The following is a 22,179-nucleotide window of genomic DNA, read 5'->3' on the forward strand; positions in this document are numbered from 1 at the left end:
AAAGAGTCCGGATTTTATCCGAACTCTTTTTTATTTTCATTTCACATGAACAACTAATTCGTTATTTTCTACATCAACAACTACGTGACTATTATCCGTAATTGTGCCTGCAATTAATTCTCTCGCTAATTTCGTTTCCACTTGACGCTGTACGTATCGTTTTAATGGACGAGCTCCGTACATCGGATCAAAGCCAGCTTCTACAACAAATTCTTTTGCAGAATCCGTTAATTCCACTGTAATATGACGGTCAGCTAAACGACCTTGTAATTCTTTTACAATTTTATCAACAATACCTTTAATTTCATTCGTTGTAAGCGGTTTGAATAAAATAATTTCATCGACACGGTTTAAGAACTCTGGTCGGAAATGTCCTCTTAATTGCCCCATTACAAGTTCTCTTGATTCCTCTTTAATGGAGCCATCTGCTTCTAATCCATCTAACAAATGAGCAGATCCAATATTTGAAGTCATAATAATAACCGTGTTTTTAAAGTCTACTGTACGTCCTTGCGAATCTGTAATGCGTCCATCATCTAACATTTGTAATAAAATGTTGAATACTTCTGGATGTGCTTTTTCGATTTCGTCTAACAAAATAACGGAATATGGTTTACGTCTTACCGCCTCTGTTAATTGACCGCCCTCTTCATATCCAACATATCCAGGAGGCGCACCAATTAAGCGTGACACAGCGTGTTTCTCCATATACTCAGACATGTCGATACGAATCATTTGCTCTTCACTATCGAATAAAGACTGCGCTAACGTTTTTGCAAGTTCTGTTTTACCAACACCTGTCGGTCCTAAGAAAATGAAGGAACCAATTGGACGGTTCGGGTCTTTAATACCAGCGCGTGCACGAAGAACTGCGTCTGATACTAAACTTACCGCTTCCTCTTGTCCGATGACACGCTCTGATAAAATTTGCTCTAAGCGTAGTAATTTCTCACGTTCACCCTCAACGAGTTTTGCGACAGGAATACCAGTCCAGCGTGAAACGATATCAGCAATTTCTTCTTCACTGACTTCCTCGCGTAATAAACGATTTTCTTGTTTATTATGTGCGCTCATTTCTTCCGCTTCTTTTAATTCTTTTTCAATTGCAGGAATTTTTCCGTGACGAAGTTCAGCTGCTTTATTTAAATCGTAATTACCTTCTGCTTCTTCTAATTCACGGCGCAGACGCTCTAAATGTTCACGTAAGTCACGAACTTTGTGAATATCTTCTTTTTCTTTCTCCCATTTCGCTCTCATGCTACTTGCAACTTCTTTTAAATCCGATAATTCACGTTGCAATGTTTTTAGACGTTCTTGGCTACCAAAGTCCTTCTCTTTTCCAAGAGCGGCTTCTTCAATTTCCAGCTGCATAATACGGCGCGTTACTTCATCTAATTCTGTTGGCATAGAATCAATTTCTGTACGAATTGTTGCGCATGCTTCGTCAACAAGGTCAATTGCTTTATCCGGTAAGAAGCGATCTGAAATATATCGATCTGATAAAACAGATGCTGCTACAATCGCGCGGTCATGAATATTTACACCGTGATAAATTTCAAAACGCTCTTTTAAACCACGTAAAATGGAGATTGTATCTTCAACAGTCGGTTCCTCTGCTAATACTTGTTGGAAACGTCTTTCTAACGCTGGGTCTTTCTCAATATATTTACGATATTCATCTAATGTCGTTGCCCCGATACAATGCAGTTCACCACGAGCAAGCATCGGTTTTAACATATTCCCTGCGTCCATCGCACCTTCTGTTTTACCAGCGCCGACGATTGTATGAAGTTCATCAATGAATAATAAAATACGGCCTTCACTCTTTTTAATTTCATTTAATACAGCTTGCAGGCGCTCTTCAAATTCACCACGGAATTTTGCTCCGGCTACAAGTGCACTCATATCTAATGCAAAGATTGTTCTATCTTTTAACCCTTCTGGTACATCTTTTTTCACGATACGCTGTGCTAATCCTTCAACAATTGCTGTTTTACCAACACCTGGCTCACCAATTAAAACAGGGTTGTTTTTCGTTTTACGTGAAAGAATGCGAATAACGCGGCGAATTTCACTATCTCGTCCGATAACAGGATCAATTTTCCCTGCTCTCACTTCCGCCACTAAATCACGGCCATATTTTTCTAATGCTTCATAAGTTGCTTCTGGATTTTGACTAGTCACTCTTTGATTCCCCCGAACTGTCATTAAAGACTGTAATAAGTTATCTTTCGTAATATGCAATCTTGTAAATAAATGATTGATATCGCCTTTTTCTTCAGAAAAAGCAAGCAATACATGTTCTACTGAAATGTAATCATCCTGCAGTTTTTCTGCTTCTTTCCCTGCTCTTACAAGCAGTTGCTGCAGATTGCTTGTTATATACAATTTCCCAGCTTCTGCTCCGCTTCCCGTTACAGAAGGTTTCTTTTTAATTACATTTTCTACATCTTGCTTCAATGCTTCTATATCAACATTCATTTTTTGAAATATACGTACTGCTAATCCATCTTGCTCCTCTAATAATGCAAGTAATAGATGAACAGTATCCACCTCTTGGTGATGATGAGATACCGCTAAAGATTGGGCACTCATAATCGCCTCTTGTGTTTTCGTTGTCATTTGATTTAAGTCCATCTTTACAGCCCTCCAAAAGTTTGACTTTCTTTGACCTTTGATTTGATTATACGCCAACTTACTTTTTTATACAATAAATTTGCCTATGTATTTTCAAACTTATTATTGGAAAAAGAAAAAGGGAGCATTCATTATGCTACTTAAAAAAGTACAGTAAATGAAATTATATTATGTAACAAAAAAAAGCCGCAATAAAGATTGCGGCTTCTGTTACGGTTTTCTTTTATATGTCCACTGACGGTTATGATTCGTGTTATCTGGAAACTTTTCACCGGCAGTTAATTGTACCATTTGCGGATTTTTTACCATACTCCCCGTTTCACCAATTTCTACGTAAACGCCATCATTTGGCGCTTTTTGTCCAGAACGAAACCTGCGATTTTGTCCCATCTTCATTCTCCTTCCATGACGTCTTGCCTCATTAGTATATCCATTTTAAAAGAAAGCTTTTCTGTCATGTTTAGGAAACAAGTACTACAGTTCACCGATTTACAATATATATAATTACACAAGCTTAAGCAGGGATTACTTCCTTACTTGTAGAAAAAAAAGAAACCAACCTACCTGTAGGCTAGCTTCAAAGGAGAGTCAAACATATACGAGAAGATTACATGTTTATTATAAGCCTCCTCATACGGGCAATGTAACCCTTTTCACAATTTGTACATAATGAAAGAAACATTGTTTGAACTTTCTAAAAAGTTATTGACTTTTCTTGATTTCCAACGAGAAATAGTAGACACCACAGTACTTTGCGACGTAAGATGGATATATAGTGAACTTTCCATCTATGGTGGTCTCACCCAGTCTAACCTCTTATTTCTGCATATTAAAAACGGAAATACAGATAGATACAAAAAAATTATTATAAGAGGTGAAATTATGAGTAAACAACATTTAATCGCATTAGACTTAGACGGCACTTTATTAACAGACAACAAAATAATTTCCACTCGAACGAAACAGACAATTACAAAAGCAAAGGAACAAGGGCATATCGTCGTCATTTCAACAGGACGTCCATTCCGTGCTAGTTTTGATTATTATAAAGAACTTAATCTTAATACACCGATTGTAAACTTTAATGGTGCTTACGTGCATCACCCTCTTGATTCAAATTGGGGCACACATCACTCTCCACTTGAGCTAGCAACAGCCCAAGAAATTGTCCGAGCTTGCTTTGATTTCGGCGTAAAAAATATATACGCTGAAGTAATGGATGATGTGTACGTTCGTGAAATTGATGAAGATAAAAAACACATTTTCGAATTTGGTTCTCCAAAGATTTTCACAGGAGATTTATTAAATATTTTAAACGACCATCCGACTTGTTTATTAATTGACGCACACGATGATCATTCCGTTGCAATTCGTCAACATTTAACTGATATGCACGCTGAAGTGATCGATCATAGAAAATGGGGCGCACCTTGGCCAATTATTGAAATTGTAAAAAGTGGATTAAATAAAGCGGTCGGATTGCAAAAAATTTCTAGTCATTACAACATTCCAAAAGAGCGCATTATCGCTTTCGGTGATGAAGATAATGATTTTGAAATGATTGAATTTGCTGGTCACGGTATCGCAATGGGTAATGCAATACCTGAATTAAAATCACTCGCCAATCATACGACATTAACAAATGAAGAAGATGGCATCGCTCTATATTTAGAAGAGGTTCTTGGATTGTAATCTAAAAATTCCCTGCTTATAGTTTCTCGCCAAACGCTCATACTATAATTAGACGCCGAGTTAACGCGTCAATTGTTTTCAGCTAAATAAAGGGGGTTTTTCGAATGGGTAAAAAGAACAAATCAAAACGTTTTATCCAACAAGGAGCCGATGCTGTTATGAAGCATGATGCAAGATTCCCGTACAGAGGTACATTAGCTGAGGCAGAAAAAGCGAGAAGTAACTCTTCTTTTGGAGGGGTTTAAATGGGGAACTTACTATTCCAACAAGCTAGAGATGCTGTTGCAAATGCCGTATCTTGTTCAAGCGGCGCTGAACAACAAGATCTCGTATATACAGCAAAAAACGCTTTGCAATCCGCTTACGCAAACTCTTCAACTGCTGAGAAAGTTCAGCTACGCGAGATGCAGGAGCAGTTGCAAAACATTACGAATTTGCATTAAAAAAGAGGACCAGCTTTGGTCCTCTTTAATCTTTTCGAAACAATCCGAATACCCCGACCGTTTGCAGTATATTTGTGAACGCACCTGGGTCTACTTGTTTAATAACCCTTTCTAATTCGTACAACTCGTAACGAGTAATAACCATCATTAACATTTCCTTATTTTCATTTGTGTAAGCACCTGTTGCAGGTATAGTTGTAATCCCTCTCACTAATCGTGAGTGAATCGCCTTTCGTACGTCTGCACCATTTTTCGTAACGATTAACGCTGTTATTTTCACATGGCGAGTATGGATGGCATCAATAATTCTCGTTGATACATATAAAGTTACTAACGTATATAACGCTTTCTCCCACCCATATACATAACCCGCAGCGATAATAATAATTGCATTAAAAAAGAAAAAGTATGTACCGACAGGTTTATCTTTTATCTTAGATAAAATCATCGCAATGATATCTAAACCACCTGTAGAAGCACCCCATTTTAATGCAACCCCTACCCCAATCGCTGAAATAATGCCGCCAAAAATTGCATTTAGTATAATATCGTTCGAAACCGCTCGAACTGGGATAATTTCTAAAAACAAGGTCATAAATATAACGCATAGAAAACTAAAAAACGTAAAAGCCTTCCCAACCTTTTTCCACGCTAAAATAACGACAGGAATATTAAATAAACTAAACAACACCCCTGTAGATATATGAATAGATAAAAAATCACCTAATATTTGTGATAGTAATTGAGACAATCCAGCAAAGCCACTCGCGTACACTTTCGCTGGTGTTAAAAACAAATTCATTCCAATCGCATTTAATAAACCTGCGATAATTACAACGATTAATTTCTTAATAAGTTCGGTATAATTCAACTTCAAATCCATCTCTAATCCACCTTTACCCTTCATAAATGCACCGCTATACATAGTCTTTACGAAAAAGGAAATGATAAACGTACAACGTTTAGAAATGGAGTTGATACATATGCCACATACGAGTGATAACGACAAAAAAGCTCGCGATAATAATGCAAAACGCACGCAAAAAAATGAGCAAGAGCAAAAAAATATTCAGCAGGGCAAGCGCGCATATTCCAAGAAGACTGATCACCTTTGATCCCATCGTACATCAACATAATTGTTGATGTACTTTTTTTACATTTCACAGGAAAAAACATTAAAAATTCACTTCATGTTCACTTCTATATTCTACAATAGCGATAACATATTCGGATGAGGTGTTAGCATGAGAGGGAAACATATTTTCATTATTACTGCACTAATAAGTATATTAATGCTTTCTGCTTGCGGACAAAAGAATGGATCAGCTACAGTCGCTACAGCAACAGACTCAACCATTACGAAGAGCGACTTCGAAAAACAATTGAAAGATCGTTACGGAAAAGACATGCTATACGAAATGATGGCATACGACGTTATTACGAAAAAATATAAAGTATCTGACGATGATGTAGATAACGAGGTCCAAAAAGTAAAAAATCAATTTGGAGACCAATTCAAAGGATTTTTAGAAAACAATCGTTTAAAAGATGAGGCTGATTTCAAAAATCAAATGAAGTTCAAACTCGCTCTGCATGAAGCGGTTAAGAAAAGCGTTACAGAAAAAGACGTGAAAGACCACTATAAACCAGAAATTAAAGCGAGTCACATTTTAGTAAGCGATGAAAATGCAGCGAAAGAAATAAAGAAAAAACTAGACGCTGGTGCTTCATTTGAAGAATTAGCAAAACAAGAATCACAAGATCTACTATCAAAAGAAAAAGGCGGAGACCTCGGATACTTTAATTCAGGTACAATGGCGCCTGAATTTGAAACAGCTGCCTACAAACTAAAAGTTGGCGAAATTAGCAATCCCGTCAAATCAACGAACGGCTATCACATTATTAAATTAACTGATAAAAAGGATTTAAAGCCTTACGATGAAGTGAAAGACTCCATTCGTAAAAACTTAGAAGAAGAACGTATCGCTGACCCTACATTCAGTCAAAAACTATTACAAGACGAATTAAAAAAGGCAAATATTAAAATAAATGATAGTGAATTAAACGATACATTTTCTCTTATATTTGAGCGGGGAAACTAAAAAAAGCACGGTCTTATTTAAAAAGATAAGACTGTGCTTTTTTTATTTCATGTTTTATTGCTTGTATTCTAGCCTATGATACATTCTTCTGCATAGCAAACAAATACTTGCTTTTCCGAACGTAAAGATACTATATAATACTCATCTTCAAAATGCCCTACTATATAACCCATTTCCCCCGCCAGTTCAATTGTTTCTTTATTGAAATATACTCTTGTCCGATCAAATTTCATATACTTTATGATACTCTCTAACTCATTTTCGTTTACTTCCTTTTCAGAGAAAAGGAACATGAGGCTTCCCTCCATACATACAGGAGAAATCACATCGAAAATATCAGTTGCAGGATCATACTGGTTTATTAAAATTGCGCTCTTTACGATCGACTTTTTCCAGTTTAACTCTTTTAATTCTTTTTCCCAAATATAATTTTGCACCTTTGTTAATTCTTCTTGAACCCCTTCACAATTCACTAAAAGATATAAATGAAATTTCGACATCATTGTTTCCATAAATTGTTCCATGCTTGTATCAACATCAACTATATATCTATTAATTGTTGATAACAAATTCAAAATTTTATCATTTTCAAAATTATCATGCTCATCTAATACTAGAAAATATTCGTTTTTTTCCGTTGCAGGTTTGTGTATTTCAATATATTTATCCATATTTTCTCCTTATATCCGAATGGATTGTCCGCTGCGATTCCTTTTGCTTCGCTCTTTAAGACGTTCCCCCATGCATCATATTCATACGTTGCGACAACTTCCTTATTATAGTTTGTCATCGTCGTAATATATATATAGAAAGAAGAGCCTATATTCGCTCTTCCTTCATACACACATTTAACAAATGAATCTTTCTGACCACTAACTTTTCTGGTGGTATATTAATAGCCTCTAAAAGCAAATTGAATATACATGTAAGTACCAACACCATAAATAACAAAAGCAACTATAGTAATTATCCATTTTTCAGCACTTTTTTGTACATACTTCGAGCATGCCCAAATAAGAAGTAAAATAATTAATTGAATTGCAGTCACTTTTGAGACAGCAATTATAGTAGTTTCCGTAACAAATACTATCTATATTCCTATTAAAATACGTGTGACTTGAATAATAAACAAGATCCTACTATTAGTAATACTTTCTTTAATACTAATTACATTACTTTCTTGAAATAAAACAATCAATATTAAAACACATTCTAAAGCCAAGATAGCAGCAAATTCTAAAATTTCTATAAGCACATTTAACCCCTCTTTATTAACGTCTTCCTACTGCATTCGAAATCCTCATAAGTTTCGCTTTCGTTGAATTTTTAAATGCTTTTTCCCTTTGTTTTTTCGCTCTTTTCATTCCATCTAGCCGAACCCCTGGATTCCTTTGGATATGTTTTCTAGGATTCTGCATGAATCGTTTTGCATTGCTTACACCTTGTTTCATTGCAGGTGTGAGACTTCTTTTTTGAAAAATTGCTCTTCCCAAACCTTTAAGAGGACTCATAAAGCCCAAAATCCTTCCTGCTCCACCAGAAATCACCCCTTTAACCGCTCCATATCCCGCTGCTTTAAGTCCTCCTTTCCATGTGTATCCCTTATTTCTATTTTTATATAGGTACATTCCAACTTCCCAACCAGCACCTATAGCAGCACTACCAACCCACCAAGCAACATGTCCATCAGGATCGACCATCATTACCGGATTATTATCCGTATACGTATATCCATTCTGCGTTACTGGATCATCCTCATTACCCGGATCAGGGAACACACCATAATCTGGATTGTAGTAACGAGCGATCAAGTAATACATACCAATTTCTTTATCATACATGTATCCTGCATATCCAAATGGGTTGTCTGCTGCGATTCCTTTTGCTTCACTCTTTAAGACGTTACCCCATGCATCATATTCATAGCTGGCGACTATTTGCCCATCTTTGTCGGTCATTGCTATTACGTCACCGCGCGGGTTGTAGTGGTAGTATACCGATTGATCTTGTATTTTCATTGCTAGGCGGACGCCGTCTTTGTTGTAAACGTATTGTCGGAGGACTTTTCCGTTTCCGTCTGTTTCGTATAGCGGGTTAATGCTATCACCGTCGTAGAAGTAACGGGTTACTTGTCCGTTTACGTTCTTTTCAATACGACGGTTTTCGTTGTCGTATTTATATGTTGCGAACGGTTTGCCTTCCCCTTTTTTCGTTACAGCAACAAGTTGGTCTGCTTCGTTCCATGTGTATGTGTATTTCCCATCAGATGTACGGTTACCATTTGCGTCATACGTTAACGATTCGTTTCCGAATTTTAGAAGTTGATTTCCTTCGTTAAATGTTGCGATTACTGATTTCGTTTCTTTTCCATTTTCTGTTACTTTCACACTCGTACGATTGCCAAATCCATCATACGTGTAGTCTCTAACTGTTCCATTTGGTGTAGATTCTTTTAATAATTGATTAATTGGATCGTATACGTAATTTGTTTCCGTTATTTTCCCATCAGAACTTTCATGTTTAATCTTCGTACGGTTTCCTGTTTTGTCATACTCATATTTCTCTAATAGTAGCATTTGCTTTGGTGTTGCAATAGCTAAATCCGATAGTTTCCCTGTTTGATCATAATTATACGTTACACCAGCATCATTCGGTGCGATATACGTACGTACGTGGCCATTCTCATCTGTTTTCATTCTTACAATTAACAATTTAAAGAATTTTCTGATGATCTTCAATATAAAAACGACAATATTGTGTCTTTTTTCTAAAAATGTATATTTTCCGACAATTTACCATTTTATATTCTTTTTTCCTTATAAATACAGTAAAATATTTGTAGATTAAACGTTTTATTACACCTTATTTACTTTTTATCTACTTTATAATAAAAAAAAGAACTATTTTTTCTCTTAAAAATTTAGAGAAAAAATAGTTCTTTTTCATTCACTTTATTTCTTAAAGTAAGTCCAACCTTCTTCTTGGTAAATCTTTTCTTCTTTCATCATTTTACCAAGCGCACGCTTAAACGCAGCTTTACTCATATTGAAACGTTCTTTAATGTCTTCTGGGTGGCTCTTATCCCAAAACGGCATTGCTCCGCCTCTTTCTTCCATATATTCATAAATTACTGCAGCATCATCTTCCATTCCTTCTTCTTTACGAGGAAGAAGTGAAATGTTGATTGTACCGTCATCTTTCACGTCAATAATACGACCTGTTACACGCTCACCGATGCGGACTTGTTCTTTTCTTTCTGTATGGTGTAAGAAAGCACGGAAATGCTCATCAGTTAGTATGAATGAACCAACTTGAAGTGAACGATACACACGTCCATTGACGTTTTTATTACGCATAGATGGCGTCGCATCTACGATAATTTCTTGCATATCACTGTCTCTTGCTGGAAGAGCGATTAAACGATCACGATTCGTTAATTTTAACGTACAATATAATTCGTCGCCTACTTCTGGCCATACTGGCATATAAATCGGGAACTCATCAAGTGGAATTAGTATATCTTTTGATACACCAATATCAACAAACACACCTAAACTAGGAATAACTTCTACAACCTTTACCCAATTCCAATCATGTGTTGTAATAATTGGCTCCTTCATTGTTGCTGAAATACGATTTTGGTGATCAAGGTATAAGAATACATCAATTGTATCGCCTTCTTCAATTTCTCCAGCTACTTCGTTTTTATGTAGGAAAATTTCTTCCTCTTCATTCCCAACCATATATCCGATTTCCGTTTCGCGTAAAACAGTTACCTGTTCAATCGATCCTAATTGCAAATACATATTTTTTAATTCCCTTCTATATATATAAAGTTATCTTTTTTATCATTCCAAACAAAAGTTAATTATAACACGATTTTTCCTTTATTTGTCCAACTGCCCAAAATTCACTATAATAAAGTGAGGTTACATGAATATCAGTATGAAAACACTTAAGTCTAAGCTCGTTTTCAGCTATACTTTAGTATGTACAGTACATAAAAAGATTAGAAATTTATTTGGAGGTGCTAACTATGGCAAAAGATAGTTCTTTTGACATCGTTTCGAAAGTAGAATTACCTGAAGTAACAAACGCAATTAACATCGCATTAAAGGAAATCCAAAACCGATATGACTTTAAAGGAAGTAAAAGTGATATTAAACTAGAAAAAGAAGTACTTGTTTTAACTTCTGACGACGAGTTCAAATTAGACCAAGTAAAAGACGTTTTAATTTCTAAACTTGTAAAACGTAACGTTCCAATTAAAAACTTGGACTATGGAAAAGTGGAAGCTGCGACTGGTAACACTGTTCGCCAACGCGCAACGTTACAACAAGGTATCGATAAAGATAACGCGAAAAAAATTAACAACATCATTAAAGAAATGAAATTAAAAGTGAAAACACAAGTACAAGATGATCAAGTACGTGTTACAGCGAAAAGCCGTGATGACTTACAAGCAGTAATCGCAGCCGTTCGCAGTGCTGACTTACCGATTGACGTACAATTCATTAACTATCGCTAAAAAGAAAACTCCTCTTAATTAGAGGAGTTTTTGTATTTATTAAGAGCAGCACCATATCGCTTTATCAAATGATTTTTTCGGAATATATACTTTATCATTTTCGATTTTGTATTGAATATTATTTTTCTTAAGAGCTGCTGTGTCAACAGAATGAATACTATCACCCCACCGAACAAATTCCCTATCGTCACCGATGTCCCCAAAATACAAACTTACAAATACGATAAGAAGACATGAACATAGAGCGAGCAACTTCTTTTTCTGCAAATATCTCACCTCATCTGTGTTTCCTTTTAACCGCAATTAAAAACGCAATAAATAATACGTTCACACCGACGATTAAGGAAATAAATAACCAATTCACACCTGTTTCTTTACTAACAGTATACACATTCGATTCTTCGCGCTTTAAAACGAGATAGAACTTCCCGTTTTCTTCTCTTATAATTTCGTCTTCTAACAATCCTCTTAACTGTTGTTTTTCACCAATTGCACTTGCAGGTAAGGCAACTTTTTGTGTTTCTTTCGTATTATTAATTGCTACTAATGTTACTTCATCTTTGTACTTTCGTTTTAATATACTCATTCCATCTTTATCATATAAAAGTTCAAACGTACCACGTCGTAAAGATGGTCTCATTTGTCTAAGTTCGCCAAGCTTTGTTATGTGCTGCATAAACTTTTCATCTGATTTAAAATCCATTAATCGGCGATTATCCGGTACGCTTCCTCCATCTAATGCGATTTCAGTTCCGTAATAAAAATTCGGAATCCCTGGTGATGTTAATAAATAGGTAAGAGCTAGTTTCAAACGTGATGGCGGATAATACATATTTTCTTTTGCGATACGTGCAAACCTTTTTGTTTCTTGATTATCTAAAAACGTAACAAACTCCTCTTCTTTTTTACTCACATCATATAACGATTTCACCGATACATCCGCTTCGGAAAACGATTCTACTATTTTTTCATTGTATTCACTATCTTCTTTTGTCATAATACGAAAATCTTTCTTTATCACTTGCATATCCTTTTGAACGTCACCCCAGAAAGAACGCGGCTTTTTTTCACTATGTATTACATAACTTCCATCTAAATCGACTTCTTTTACCCACCATTTCATCGAGTCGATTACTTGTTGTTCGTTTTCTCCAAATGGAAATTGAAATACAACTTTCATTCCTTTTTCGTGAGCTTCTTTTACAAGCTCTTTCACATCATTTTCTGTTCCGAAATGTTCATTTACTTTTTGAAAATTTCGCACGTCTAATCCATCATACTGTCCACTTTCAAAAAGCGGCGAAAGCATAACAGTCGTAAAACCCATTTCTTTTATATAATCCAGCCTTTTTATAATCCCTCTTATATCTCCGCCCTGATAACCTTCTAAATTACCAACGTCTAACTGCTTGTCATTTTTCGGTTCTCCATTATTGAAGCGATCAATCATAATCGAATATATGACTTCATCTCGCCACTCTCTTTTTTCATCTGCAAAAGTATGTATTGGTACAAACAAAACGACAGCTAAACAAAAACAAATGAATAGGTTCCTAGTCCATATTTTTTCCACACGCATCCCCCAAGTTTTTTAATTGTAAGAATATTATACCAATTATCCAAGCAAATCGCATACGCTGATTTCATTCCTTCAAAAATACATAATGTTAGATTTTCTTACATGATTAATGAAATTTTCTAAAAATTCAGTTGATTTTCACCTCAATTTCGAATATGATATGAAACATAACAAACAATGTAATATTTTCTAACATTACAGGAGGGGATTGAATGAATACGGGAGATACAGTTTTTATGTTTGTAACGACAGTAATGGTCATGTTAATGACACCAGGATTAGCACTTTTTTACGGAGGCATGGTTCGTAGTAAAAATGTATTGAGCACAACGATGCACAGCTACAGCGCAATGGCTATCGTCTCAATTCAGTGGATTGTAATCGGTTATTCTTTATCTTTCGGACCAGATTGGCACGGACTTATAGGCAATCTCGATTGGTTCGGCTTAAACGGAGTTACCTACGTACCAAATCCAGACTACTCATCTACTATTCCTCACAATTTATTTATGATGTTCCAACTCATGTTCGCTATTTTAACTCCAGCTTTAATTTCAGGTGCATTCGCTGAAAGAATGCGTTTTTCTGCCTTTCTTATTTTTATTCTTCTATGGACAACACTCGTTTACAATCCCGTCGCTCATTGGGTATGGGGCGTTGGCGGATGGCTAAGAGAACTTGGCGCGTTAGACTTCGCTGGTGGTAATGTCGTTCATATCACTTCTGGTGTTGCCGGTCTTGTATTAGCGATCTTCCTCGGAAAACGAAAAAACATAAACGGTGCCTCTCCTCACCATTTACCATTTACGATGTTAGGTGCAGGTTTACTATGGTTCGGGTGGTTCGGTTTTAACGTCGGGAGTGCATTATCATTAAACGACGTCGCTTTAACTGCATTTATTAATACAAATATAGCTGCCGCTGCCTCTGCTCTAACTTGGATGCTATCTGAATGGTTCTTCCAATCGAAACCGACTGCGATGGGAGTTGCTTGCGGGGTTGTTTCCGGTTTAGTCACAATTACGCCAGCTTGCGGATTTGTTACACCTTTCTCCGCCCTTCTTATCGGAGCAATCGGGGGCGTATTATGTTTCGGTGCTGTCTTCTTCTTGAAAACGAAATTTGGGTACGACGATACACTTGATGCATTCGGATGTCACGGCATCGGAGGAACTTGGGGCGGTATTGCAACTGGACTTTTCGCAACTACTACTGTAAACGGTGATGGCGCTAACGGTCTGTTTTACGGAAACGCAGCTTTACTATTTAAACAACTTGTCGCAATCGGAGCAACATATGCATTCACAATTATAATGACATACGCCATTATTAAAGCGATCAACTACTTCCTCCCTGTTCGGGTAGATGAGCACGAAGAACATATGGGACTTGATATTTCGATGCACGGTGAGAAGGCTTATGAGTATACTGAGCGAGTGAATTAAAAAAGAGATGCAATCTACTACTAGTAGATTGCATCTCTTTTTATTATACTGTCGGTGGTATACCCTAGTTGGTATATTCATGAATATATCAGCGATTATTCGAATATATCGACGATTTTTTAAATATATCAGCGATTCTTTCATTATATTGACGTTTCGACACAAAATATCGATTTACCAACAAATTCCGACATGATGAAAACGAAAAATACCCCGTGTAAAGCTTATTTTACACATAAAAAGACGACCGAAAACCGGTCGTCTTTTTCTATTTATTTCGGAGCATTCCCTACATATTGCGTAATATCAACATTTAACGCTTGAGCTAAACGCATACCGTACTCTTGATCTGCACGGAAGAAGTTACAAACAGCTAATAATTTCGTGCGCTCATTTACGTCTTTTAAGTCGTTTGTTAAGTTTGCAATTAAGTTATCTTGCTCTTCTTTAGAAAATGAACGGTAACGCTCACCTGCTTGTTTGAAGTCATTTGGTTTCTCAATTTTTTCACGAGATACGTAGCCTTCTACTTTCATAGTTGAATCGCGGTAAGTTGGATCTTCAACCGGATTTTCCGTATGACGGCTCGGTTCGTAGTTTACCGTAGATGGGTTTTGATTTACTTGCATTGCACCATCACGTTGTTGGTTATGAACAGCTGCATATGGGCAGTTTACAGGAATTTGTAAGTAGTTTGCACCAAGGCGATAACGCTGTGTATCTGGGTAAGAGAATAAACGTCCTTGTAATAATTTATCTTCAGATGGTTCAATACCATTTACAGTTGCACTCGGAGAGAACGCCACTTGTTCTACTTCCGCGAAGAAGTTTTTCGGATTACGATTTAACGTCATTGTTCCTACTTCCATTAATGGGAAACGATCTTCGGGCCATACTTTCGTTGGATCTAGTGGATCAAAGTCTAAAGAATCCGTTTCATCTAGTTGCATCACTTGTACGTGTAAATCCCACTTCGGATAATTTCCTTTTTCGATTGCATCGAACAAGTCACGAGTTGCATGGTTGAAGTCTTTCCCTTGCACTTCTTGCACTTCTTTTGCATTTAAGTTACGTACACCTTGCTGTGGTTTCCAGTGATATTTAATATAGACGATTTTACCTTCTGCATTAATCCATTTAAATGAATGGACACCGAAACCTTCCATTTCACGATAACTCGCTGGTGTACCGTAATCAGAAAATACCCACGTCATCATATGTGTAGATTCCGGACTTAACGTCATGAAATCCCAGTAACGATCTGGCGTTTGAATGTTTGTATCAGGTGCTGGTTTTAAAGAATGCACCATATCAGGGAATTTAATTGCATCACGAATGAAGAAGACTGGTAAGTGGTTACCTACGATATCGTAATTTCCTTCTTCTGTATAAAATTTAACAGCGAACCCACGTGGATCACGAGCTGTTTCCGGAGAACCTTGACCATGAATAACCGTTGAGAAACGAACAAATACAGGCGTTTCAGTTCCTTCATTTTGTAAAAATGCGGCTTTCGTATATTGCTTCATGCTGTTTTTCGTTACGAATACACCGTGAGCACCTGCACCACGCGCATGCACAACACGCTCTGGAATACGTTCACGATCAAAATGTGCAAGTTTTTCTACTAAATGATAGTCTTCTAACAATACCGGTCCACGGCGACCAGCTGTACGAGAGTTTTGATTATCTCCAACTGGAGCACCTTGGTTTGTTGTTAAGCGATTATTTGGATTCATCTGGGGATCCTCCTCTTTCTTTCGTAGTAATTATTATTTATTTAAAATTATTATAAACTAATTATTATTCAAAACTAAATCTTTGTCAACTATTCCCTTCATTTTTTTGGAAACAATTTCAGCTAAACAATCAATAAATACAGGTTGTGCATTTGGCATATTCGGTCTAAAATATTGGGCGTTTAATTCATCCGTTACAACCTTACATTCATAGTCGTTGTCATATAAAACTTCTAAATGCTCTGCCACAAATCCAACTGGGCAATATACGAAAGATTCATATCCATGCTCTTCAAATAAATCTCTCGTTAAATCTTGCACATCTGGTCCAATCCATGGGTCTGGTGTATTTCCTGCACTTTGCCAACCAATTGTATAGTGCTTTACACCTGCTTCTGTAGCAATTAAATCTGCTGTTTGCCGTAATTGCTCTACGTATGGGTCACCTGCTGCAATAATCTTCTCTGGTAAACTATGCGCCGAAAAAATTACGACTGCTTTTTCTTTATCTTTAACTTTTGTAAACGTTTCTTTTATTTGATCTGCCCAATAGGAAATAAACTTCGGTTCATCGTACCATTGTTCAATTGGTTCAATAACAGGGCCACCAATGTCTTCTGAAAGACGAATCGCGCGTTCATTATATGCTTTAATGCTGAATGTAGAGTAATGCGGTGCTAATACGATACTAATCGCATGCTCAATCCCATCTTTCTTCATCTCTTCTACTGCGTCTTCTATAACTGGTGCAATATGTTTTAATCCTAAGTAACAAGTAAATTGATACTCTGTAAATATATTATTCATTGAATCCGTTAATTTATGCGCTTGCTCTTTCGTAATTTTCGCAAGCGGTGATATTCCACCAATTGCTTTATAACGCCCGATTAAATCTTGGAGCGCTTCTTCTGTTGGCTTACGCCCATGACGGATATGTGTATAATACGCTTCTACATCATCCAATGACTCCGGCGTTCCATACGCCATTACGAGTAAACCTATTTTTTTCTTTGCCATCTATTTCACACCTCAATTTTTGAAAATGAGAATCTTTTTCAAGAACATTTGTTTCCAATTATAACAAACAATAATAAGTACGTCAAAATAATAATTCTAAATAAATATTATTTATAAGGTGATTTTTAATTTTATATGATAATTTATTTAATAAAAAAAGCGGCTCACGTACATGTAAGCCGCTTTTTTGCTATTCTTTAATATTTACCCCATACTCTTTAAACCAAACGTGAATTTGTGCTAAATGAGCTAGAAGTTGTGGCCCAGTCATTAATTGACCGAACCAAGGTGTTTGGAATGCACTTCCGCCTGAGTGGATTAATCCATTCAATTGCTCTTTATCAAACAATTCATGCAAAATTGAGCCTTTATCCGTTAATAAATCCTGTAGCCATACTGTTACCGCTTTTGTATAATGCGGGTTATGCGTTTTCGGATAAGGACTCTTCTTTCTATATAAAATGTCATGTGGAAGTATCCCTTCTAAAGCTTTACGCAATAGACCTTTTTCGCGGTTTTCATACATTTTCATTTCCCAAGGAATATTCCACGCATATTCGACAAGTCGGTGGTCCGCAAATGGAACGCGCACTTCTAAGCTTGCTCCCATACTCATGCGGTCTTTTCTGTCTAATAATGTTGTCATAAACCATACCATGTTTAAATAAAATAATTGTCGTCTCTTCGCTTCTAGTGGGCTTTCTCCCTCTAAAATAGGAACTTCTTGAATGGATTCTTCATAGCGCCTTTGTACATATTGTTGTAAATTTAATTTACTTCTCCATTCTTTCTTCAGAAGTTGTTCACGTGCTTCTGTAGAGCGCATCCATGGGAATGCACTTGATTGTAAATCATCTTCTCTATAAAACCACGGATACCCACCGAAGATTTCATCTGCACATTCTCCAGATAAACCGACGACAAAGTCTTGTTTAATTTCGCGGCAAAACCATAATAATGAGGAATCGATATCTGCCATACCAGGCAAATCACGAACGAGCACCGCTTCTGTTAAACACTCTGCTAGCAGTTCATTTGAAATGACGCAACGATGGTGAGTCGTTTGAAACGTTTCAGTCATTAAGTTAATAAACGGCGCATCTGAATTGGGTTGGAATGCATTTGCTTTAAAATATTTTTCATTATCTTCATAGTCAATAGAATACGTGTGTAATGGCCCTTTCCCTGATCTTTCATATTCTTTTGCGGCAATTGCTGTTATAGCACTTGAATCTACACCACCTGATAAAAAAGTGCATAACGGTACATCAGAAACGAGTTGCCTTGTAATAGCATCTTGTAATAAAAAGCGTGTTTTCTCTACTGTTTCTTCAAAGGAATCTTCATGTTTTTTACTTTCTACATTCCAATATCTCCATATACATAAACCATTTTTTGAAAATGTCATTGCGTGGCCCGGTCGTAATTCTTTTATACCAGCATAAATACCGTGACCAGGCGTTCTAGATGGTCCGAGGCCGAATATTTCTGATAACCCTTCTAACGTTACTTCAGCCTTCACATCAGGATGCGCTAGTATCGCTTTTAACTCTGAGCCAAATAGTAATCGTCCACTATCATATTTATAAAATAGCGGTTTTACACCTAATCGATCTCTTGCAATAAATACTTGTTCTTTCCGTTCGTCCCATACAGCAAACGCATATATACCGTTTAAATGATCGACACATTCTTCTTTCCATTCAATATACGATGCTAATAATACTTCCGTATCAGAATGACCTTTGAACGTATATCCTCTTCTTAAAAGTTCCTTTCGAATGTCTTCCGTGTTATAAAGTTCGCCGTTATAGCAAATCGCATAATTCACTTCATCCTTTAAACAAGTCATCGGCTGTTTACCACCCTCAGGGTCAACAACGATTAACCGTTTATGCCCAAACGCGACATTACCCTTAATCCAAACTTTATTATCATCTGGGCCACGCTTCGCTAACGTCTCAGCCATCTTCATAACGACGGCCCTTTCTCCTTCTAATGAGCGTTTATAATCCACCCATCCTGTAATCCCGCACATATAAATCATCCTTCCATCTTATTACTTTTCCTGAACGTGCAGTAATCCCCACTCTAAAAGTGCGGATACAAAAAAATGACAAACTTGACGATAACCTACCATCCGTATACGGAATAGTAATTTCACTCAGTAAAACGTGTTTTATTGTATGCCCACCTATGTCCGGATGTGTCTAGTTATAAAGAACGCGCGAACTGTCTATAACAAGAATAACTACTTTTCATAAAGGAGAAATCGTGTATGATACAACGTAAACATATTTTATATAACCAGCCTCGTGCTCATTCAGTCGGTAATGTAGAATATATAAACAATGAATGGGTATTCTTTGATGATGAAAATGACGAAGCATTTTTATTAGAAGATATTGCCGAAGATGGCTTTGAGGTTTTATATAACAACAACTGGCTACCAGCTCGTTTTTATGAACAAAACATATTGCAAATCGCAAATGAACAACACCCCCTCCAAAACGGGGAAATGATACGCATTCGTAAAAAATTACTCCTTAGCTATCATGAATGGCTTGAGGAATTACCCGATTCTGTTTTTGCGTTATTAACAGAATCATTGCAATCACTTCATTACTCTCTATATGATTGCATGTATTGCCATAATTATTTATCCTTCTTACCGAAAGAGGAAGCATGCGAGGGAGTAAATATTCTTTTATTTGATAATGAAGAGATGATCTGTACACTGCAGCACCATTTCGTTCGTCACTCTTCTTCAAATAAAAATATTTTCCGTTTTACGAAAGTAAATGGAGAAGAGTTGCATATCGATGCGACATAAAAATAAAAACCACCGTATCCCCCAAACATTTGAGAGATACGGTGGTTTTATTTTTTATTAGAATACTTGCCAACCAATCGGTAATTTCAGTCCAAGGTAAAATACCGCTACTAGTGCGACAATAAATAATCCCCAAACTGCCCCTGTTGCCTTATTCTTGCTCATTTTCACAAGAACCATTTCCATTCCACCGATAACTAAAATACCAGCTATCATTTTTAAACCGTACCACATGTGCATGTTACTTGTTGCAGTCTTCATAATACCCATGTACAACATGAAACCTGTCACAATAATGATAATGTACATAAGACGAAGCCCCATATGTACACCTTTCCCTTTTCTTCCTGCTGAATAAAGTGAATACGCAACGAAGAATAAAATTAAACCTAACGCCCATGCTGTAATATGCATATGTACCATCGTATCCCCTACCTCCTCTTTTCACACTTTTTCACTCTATATGATAACATGTTCATTTATTTTCAGGAAATGTTTCGCTTTTTTACATTTAAATGATATAATATTTAGAGTATTTACAAACTTCTTGTAATAACAAAAGGGGGAACAATCATGATTCAAACTAAGGATATTATCGAACTTACAGACACATACGGAGCAAATAACTATCACCCACTTCCAATCGTTATTTCTAAAGCAGAAGGCGTTTGGGTAGAAGATCCTGAAGGAAATCGCTATATGGACTTATTAAGTGCATATTCTGCAGTTAACCAAGGTCATCGTCACCCAAAAATTATTAACGCTTTAATTGACCAAGCTAATCGTGTTACGTTAACTTCTCGTGCTTTCCATAGTGATCAATTAGGCCCTTGGTACGAAAAAGTTGCGAAACTAACTAATAAAGAAATGGTACTTCCAATGAATACAGGTGCAGAAGCTGTTGAAACTGCAATTAAAACAGCTCGCCGCTGGGCTTATGATGTGAAAAAAGTAGAAGCAAACCGCGCTGAAATCATCGTTTGTGAAGATAACTTCCACGGACGTACGATGGGTGCTGTTTCTATGTCATCAAACGAAGAGTACAAGCGTGGCTTCGGTCCAATGCTTCCTGGCATTATTGTAATTCCTTACGGTGATTTAGAAGCGTTAAAAGCTGCAATTACACCAAATACAGCAGCATTCATTTTAGAGCCAATTCAAGGTGAAGCAGGAATTAACATTCCACCAGCTGGTTTCTTAAAAGAAGCTCTTGAAGTATGTAAAAAAGAAAACGTTTTATTTGTAGCAGATGAAATCCAAACAGGCTTAGGCCGTACTGGTAAAGTATTTGCTTGCGACTGGGACGATGTAACTCCTGACATGTACATACTTGGTAAAGCACTTGGTGGCGGCGTATTCCCAATCTCTTGCGTTGCAGCAAACCGCGACATTTTAGGTGTATTCGAGCCAGGTTCTCACGGTTCTACATTCGGTGGTAACCCACTTGCATGTGCTGTTTCTATCGCAGCTCTTGAAGTGTTAGAAGAAGAAAAATTAACAGAGCGTTCTCTTCAATTAGGAGAAAAATTAGTTGGGCAATTAAAAGAAATTGATAACCCAATGATTACTGACGTTCGCGGTAAAGGTTTATTCATCGGTATCGAATTAAACGAGCCAGCTCGTCCTTACTGTGAACAACTAAAAGCAGCTGGGCTGTTATGCAAAGAAACACACGAAAATGTAATTCGTATCGCACCACCTCTAGTAATCTCTGAAGAAAATTTAGAGTGGGCATTCCAAAAAATTAAAGCTGTTTTATCGTAATGATAGAGAGGTTGTCCTACACGTTAGGACAACCTCTTTCCTTTTATAGTGATTTATATTAAAATTTAATTGTAATTTTCTGTATTTTAATTCGCAGAAGGAGGTGCGACATGCTATTAAGATATGGTAAACATATTAACTATTTAGCTACAGCTTTTATTTTAGTTACATTCTTTGGTTTCATCCTTTCCACAACATGGCTTCATTACTCAACTCCTACTACACTCACACTACTGAAAGCATCATTTTGGACTGCTGTTATTCTTACTATTATTGGATTTGGACGAGAAAAAAGCGCACTTGCGGTTATATTATTTGGCATTTGTACACTTGCATTAATTGGTCTTTACACTTTTGCCGTTATCGATTACCTCTATAACCCGAGACCATAGAAAACAGC

At 36.6% G+C, this 22,179-nt stretch carries 21 protein-coding genes and 2 pseudogenes; 10 read left to right on the forward strand and 13 right to left on the reverse strand.

Annotated features, from left to right (window positions below; translation table 11 throughout):
- Positions 1–36: 36 nt before the first annotated feature.
- Positions 37–2,637 carry an ATP-dependent chaperone ClpB gene (clpB, locus tag G9F74_RS05005; protein WP_016108002.1) on the reverse strand — a complete coding sequence of 867 codons (2,601 nt, stop codon included), beginning with the start codon at positions 2,635–2,637 and terminating at the stop codon, positions 37–39.
- Positions 2,638–2,847: 210 nt separating this feature from the next.
- Positions 2,848–3,027 carry a YjzC family protein gene (locus G9F74_RS05010; RefSeq protein ID WP_016082481.1) on the reverse strand — a complete coding sequence of 60 codons (180 nt, stop codon included), beginning with the start codon at positions 3,025–3,027 and terminating at the stop codon, positions 2,848–2,850.
- A gap of 492 nt (positions 3,028–3,519) precedes the next feature.
- On the opposite strand from G9F74_RS05010, the gene G9F74_RS05015 reads away from it, so the two are divergent.
- The 3 genes from G9F74_RS05015 (at position 3,520) to G9F74_RS05025 (ending at position 4,772) form a co-directional block, all read left to right on the forward strand.
- On the forward strand, positions 3,520–4,329 hold the full coding sequence (locus tag G9F74_RS05015) for a Cof-type HAD-IIB family hydrolase (RefSeq protein ID WP_000043171.1): 810 nt from the start codon (positions 3,520–3,522) through the stop codon (positions 4,327–4,329).
- Positions 4,330–4,433: 104 nt separating this feature from the next.
- On the forward strand, positions 4,434–4,574 hold the full coding sequence (locus G9F74_RS05020; RefSeq protein WP_000516816.1) for a hypothetical protein: 141 nt from the start codon (positions 4,434–4,436) through the stop codon (positions 4,572–4,574).
- On the forward strand, positions 4,575–4,772 hold the full coding sequence (locus G9F74_RS05025) for a DUF3813 domain-containing protein (RefSeq protein ID WP_000527396.1): 198 nt from the start codon (positions 4,575–4,577) through the stop codon (positions 4,770–4,772). It abuts the gene before it with no gap.
- A 25-nt stretch (positions 4,773–4,797) separates the two neighbouring features.
- Here G9F74_RS05025 and G9F74_RS05030 read toward each other — a convergent pair whose 3' ends face one another.
- On the reverse strand, positions 4,798–5,655 hold the full coding sequence (locus tag G9F74_RS05030) for a YitT family protein (RefSeq protein ID WP_000364440.1): 858 nt from the start codon (positions 5,653–5,655) through the stop codon (positions 4,798–4,800).
- Positions 5,656–5,755: 100 nt separating this feature from the next.
- Between G9F74_RS05030 and G9F74_RS05035 the strand changes: the two genes are divergently transcribed.
- Together G9F74_RS05035 and prsA are read left to right on the forward strand one after the other, a co-directional pair.
- On the forward strand, positions 5,756–5,887 hold the full coding sequence (locus G9F74_RS05035; protein ID WP_001120851.1) for a DUF3941 domain-containing protein: 132 nt from the start codon (positions 5,756–5,758) through the stop codon (positions 5,885–5,887).
- 129 nt (positions 5,888–6,016) lie between these two features.
- The gene (gene prsA, locus G9F74_RS05040) at positions 6,017–6,874 is read left to right on the forward strand and encodes a peptidylprolyl isomerase PrsA (protein WP_001214219.1); all 858 of its coding nucleotides are present in this window, start codon (positions 6,017–6,019) and stop codon (positions 6,872–6,874) included.
- Between the two features lie 68 nt (positions 6,875–6,942).
- Here the strand turns inward: prsA and G9F74_RS05045 are convergent, their stop codons facing one another.
- The 4 genes and pseudogenes from G9F74_RS05045 to G9F74_RS05060 form a co-directional block, all read right to left on the reverse strand.
- Entirely contained in the window at positions 6,943–7,545 is a 603-nt protein-coding gene (locus tag G9F74_RS05045) for a hypothetical protein (protein ID WP_016108001.1), read from the reverse strand.
- 221 nt (positions 7,546–7,766) lie between these two features.
- Positions 7,767–8,129 (reverse strand): annotated as a pseudogene (locus G9F74_RS30385) (hypothetical protein).
- A 16-nt stretch (positions 8,130–8,145) separates the two neighbouring features.
- A pseudogene (locus G9F74_RS05055) lies at positions 8,146–9,573 on the reverse strand (RHS repeat domain-containing protein); the annotation flags it as partial.
- A gap of 252 nt (positions 9,574–9,825) precedes the next feature.
- Positions 9,826–10,680 (reverse strand): CvfB family protein, encoded by an 855-nt coding sequence (locus G9F74_RS05060; protein ID WP_000281281.1) that lies wholly within the window; start codon positions 10,678–10,680, stop codon positions 9,826–9,828.
- Positions 10,681–10,910: 230 nt separating this feature from the next.
- Between G9F74_RS05060 and G9F74_RS05065 the strand changes: the two genes are divergently transcribed.
- A complete protein-coding gene (locus G9F74_RS05065; RefSeq protein ID WP_001040146.1) occupies positions 10,911–11,402 on the forward strand; it encodes a YajQ family cyclic di-GMP-binding protein in 492 nt (163 codons plus the stop codon).
- Positions 11,403–11,441: 39 nt separating this feature from the next.
- Here the strand turns inward: G9F74_RS05065 and G9F74_RS05070 are convergent, their stop codons facing one another.
- Both G9F74_RS05070 and G9F74_RS05075 read right to left on the reverse strand, forming a co-directional pair.
- Positions 11,442–11,669: a hypothetical protein gene (locus G9F74_RS05070; protein ID WP_001169968.1), complete on the reverse strand. Its 228-nt coding sequence runs from the start codon at positions 11,667–11,669 to the stop codon at positions 11,442–11,444.
- 10 nt (positions 11,670–11,679) lie between these two features.
- Positions 11,680–12,975, reverse strand: coding sequence for an alpha-amylase family glycosyl hydrolase (locus G9F74_RS05075; RefSeq protein WP_000412000.1), 1,296 nt, complete (start codon positions 12,973–12,975; stop codon positions 11,680–11,682).
- Between the two features lie 218 nt (positions 12,976–13,193).
- Between G9F74_RS05075 and G9F74_RS05080 the strand changes: the two genes are divergently transcribed.
- Positions 13,194–14,426, forward strand: coding sequence for an ammonium transporter (locus G9F74_RS05080; protein WP_016107998.1), 1,233 nt, complete (start codon positions 13,194–13,196; stop codon positions 14,424–14,426).
- A 272-nt stretch (positions 14,427–14,698) separates the two neighbouring features.
- Here G9F74_RS05080 and katB read toward each other — a convergent pair whose 3' ends face one another.
- From katB to asnB, 3 genes are all read right to left on the reverse strand, one after another.
- Complete coding sequence (gene katB, locus G9F74_RS05085; protein ID WP_001069169.1) at positions 14,699–16,165, reverse strand: catalase KatB; 1,467 nt, start codon at positions 16,163–16,165, stop codon at positions 14,699–14,701.
- Positions 16,166–16,222: 57 nt separating this feature from the next.
- A complete protein-coding gene (gene hemH / locus G9F74_RS05090; RefSeq protein ID WP_016107997.1) occupies positions 16,223–17,182 on the reverse strand; it encodes a ferrochelatase in 960 nt (319 codons plus the stop codon).
- A gap of 190 nt (positions 17,183–17,372) precedes the next feature.
- Entirely contained in the window at positions 17,373–19,220 is a 1,848-nt protein-coding gene (gene asnB / locus G9F74_RS05095; RefSeq protein ID WP_000333959.1) for an asparagine synthase (glutamine-hydrolyzing), read from the reverse strand.
- 240 nt (positions 19,221–19,460) lie between these two features.
- On the opposite strand from asnB, the gene G9F74_RS05100 reads away from it, so the two are divergent.
- A complete protein-coding gene (locus tag G9F74_RS05100) occupies positions 19,461–20,015 on the forward strand; it encodes a DUF2777 domain-containing protein (RefSeq protein ID WP_000616037.1) in 555 nt (184 codons plus the stop codon).
- A gap of 57 nt (positions 20,016–20,072) precedes the next feature.
- Here the strand turns inward: G9F74_RS05100 and G9F74_RS05105 are convergent, their stop codons facing one another.
- Positions 20,073–20,438 (reverse strand): YisL family protein, encoded by a 366-nt coding sequence (locus tag G9F74_RS05105; protein WP_000233490.1) that lies wholly within the window; start codon positions 20,436–20,438, stop codon positions 20,073–20,075.
- A 150-nt stretch (positions 20,439–20,588) separates the two neighbouring features.
- Here G9F74_RS05105 and rocD point away from each other — a divergent pair, with 150 nt between their 5' ends.
- Together rocD and G9F74_RS05115 are read left to right on the forward strand one after the other, a co-directional pair.
- A complete protein-coding gene (rocD, locus tag G9F74_RS05110; RefSeq protein WP_016107996.1) occupies positions 20,589–21,779 on the forward strand; it encodes an ornithine aminotransferase in 1,191 nt (396 codons plus the stop codon).
- 110 nt (positions 21,780–21,889) lie between these two features.
- On the forward strand, positions 21,890–22,171 hold the full coding sequence (locus G9F74_RS05115; RefSeq protein ID WP_000926856.1) for a hypothetical protein: 282 nt from the start codon (positions 21,890–21,892) through the stop codon (positions 22,169–22,171).
- Positions 22,172–22,179 lie beyond the last annotated feature (8 nt).

It is taken from the genome of Bacillus sp. EKM202B (assembly GCF_011066025.1).
In the GTDB taxonomy this organism is placed as follows: domain Bacteria; phylum Bacillota; class Bacilli; order Bacillales; family Bacillaceae_G; genus Bacillus_A; species Bacillus_A toyonensis.

What these genes read in the sequence shown, in the direction of transcription:
- G9F74_RS05105 (WP_000233490.1), bottom strand. Translation starts at nt 20,438, where the DNA reads ATGGTACATATGCATATTACAGCATGGGCGTTAGGTTTAATTTTATTC.
- G9F74_RS05030 (WP_000364440.1), bottom strand. Translation starts at nt 5,655, where the DNA reads ATGGATTTGAAGTTGAATTATACCGAACTTATTAAGAAATTAATCGTT.
- clpB (WP_016108002.1), bottom strand. Translation starts at nt 2,637, where the DNA reads ATGGACTTAAATCAAATGACAACGAAAACACAAGAGGCGATTATGAGT.
- asnB (WP_000333959.1), bottom strand. Translation starts at nt 19,220, where the DNA reads ATGTGCGGGATTACAGGATGGGTGGATTATAAACGCTCATTAGAAGGA.
- G9F74_RS05025 (WP_000527396.1), top strand. Translation starts at nt 4,575, where the DNA reads ATGGGGAACTTACTATTCCAACAAGCTAGAGATGCTGTTGCAAATGCC.
- G9F74_RS05060 (WP_000281281.1), bottom strand. Translation starts at nt 10,680, where the DNA reads ATGTATTTGCAATTAGGATCGATTGAACAGGTAACTGTTTTACGCGAA.
- G9F74_RS05035 (WP_001120851.1), top strand. Translation starts at nt 5,756, where the DNA reads ATGCCACATACGAGTGATAACGACAAAAAAGCTCGCGATAATAATGCA.
- prsA (WP_001214219.1), top strand. Translation starts at nt 6,017, where the DNA reads ATGAGAGGGAAACATATTTTCATTATTACTGCACTAATAAGTATATTA.
- G9F74_RS05100 (WP_000616037.1), top strand. Translation starts at nt 19,461, where the DNA reads ATGATACAACGTAAACATATTTTATATAACCAGCCTCGTGCTCATTCA.
- G9F74_RS05080 (WP_016107998.1), top strand. Translation starts at nt 13,194, where the DNA reads ATGAATACGGGAGATACAGTTTTTATGTTTGTAACGACAGTAATGGTC.
- G9F74_RS05065 (WP_001040146.1), top strand. Translation starts at nt 10,911, where the DNA reads ATGGCAAAAGATAGTTCTTTTGACATCGTTTCGAAAGTAGAATTACCT.
- G9F74_RS05015 (WP_000043171.1), top strand. Translation starts at nt 3,520, where the DNA reads ATGAGTAAACAACATTTAATCGCATTAGACTTAGACGGCACTTTATTA.
- katB (WP_001069169.1), bottom strand. Translation starts at nt 16,165, where the DNA reads ATGAATCCAAATAATCGCTTAACAACAAACCAAGGTGCTCCAGTTGGA.
- G9F74_RS05020 (WP_000516816.1), top strand. Translation starts at nt 4,434, where the DNA reads ATGGGTAAAAAGAACAAATCAAAACGTTTTATCCAACAAGGAGCCGAT.
- G9F74_RS05045 (WP_016108001.1), bottom strand. Translation starts at nt 7,545, where the DNA reads ATGGATAAATATATTGAAATACACAAACCTGCAACGGAAAAAAACGAA.
- rocD (WP_016107996.1), top strand. Translation starts at nt 20,589, where the DNA reads ATGATTCAAACTAAGGATATTATCGAACTTACAGACACATACGGAGCA.
- hemH (WP_016107997.1), bottom strand. Translation starts at nt 17,182, where the DNA reads ATGGCAAAGAAAAAAATAGGTTTACTCGTAATGGCGTATGGAACGCCG.
- G9F74_RS05010 (WP_016082481.1), bottom strand. Translation starts at nt 3,027, where the DNA reads ATGGGACAAAATCGCAGGTTTCGTTCTGGACAAAAAGCGCCAAATGAT.
- G9F74_RS05115 (WP_000926856.1), top strand. Translation starts at nt 21,890, where the DNA reads ATGCTATTAAGATATGGTAAACATATTAACTATTTAGCTACAGCTTTT.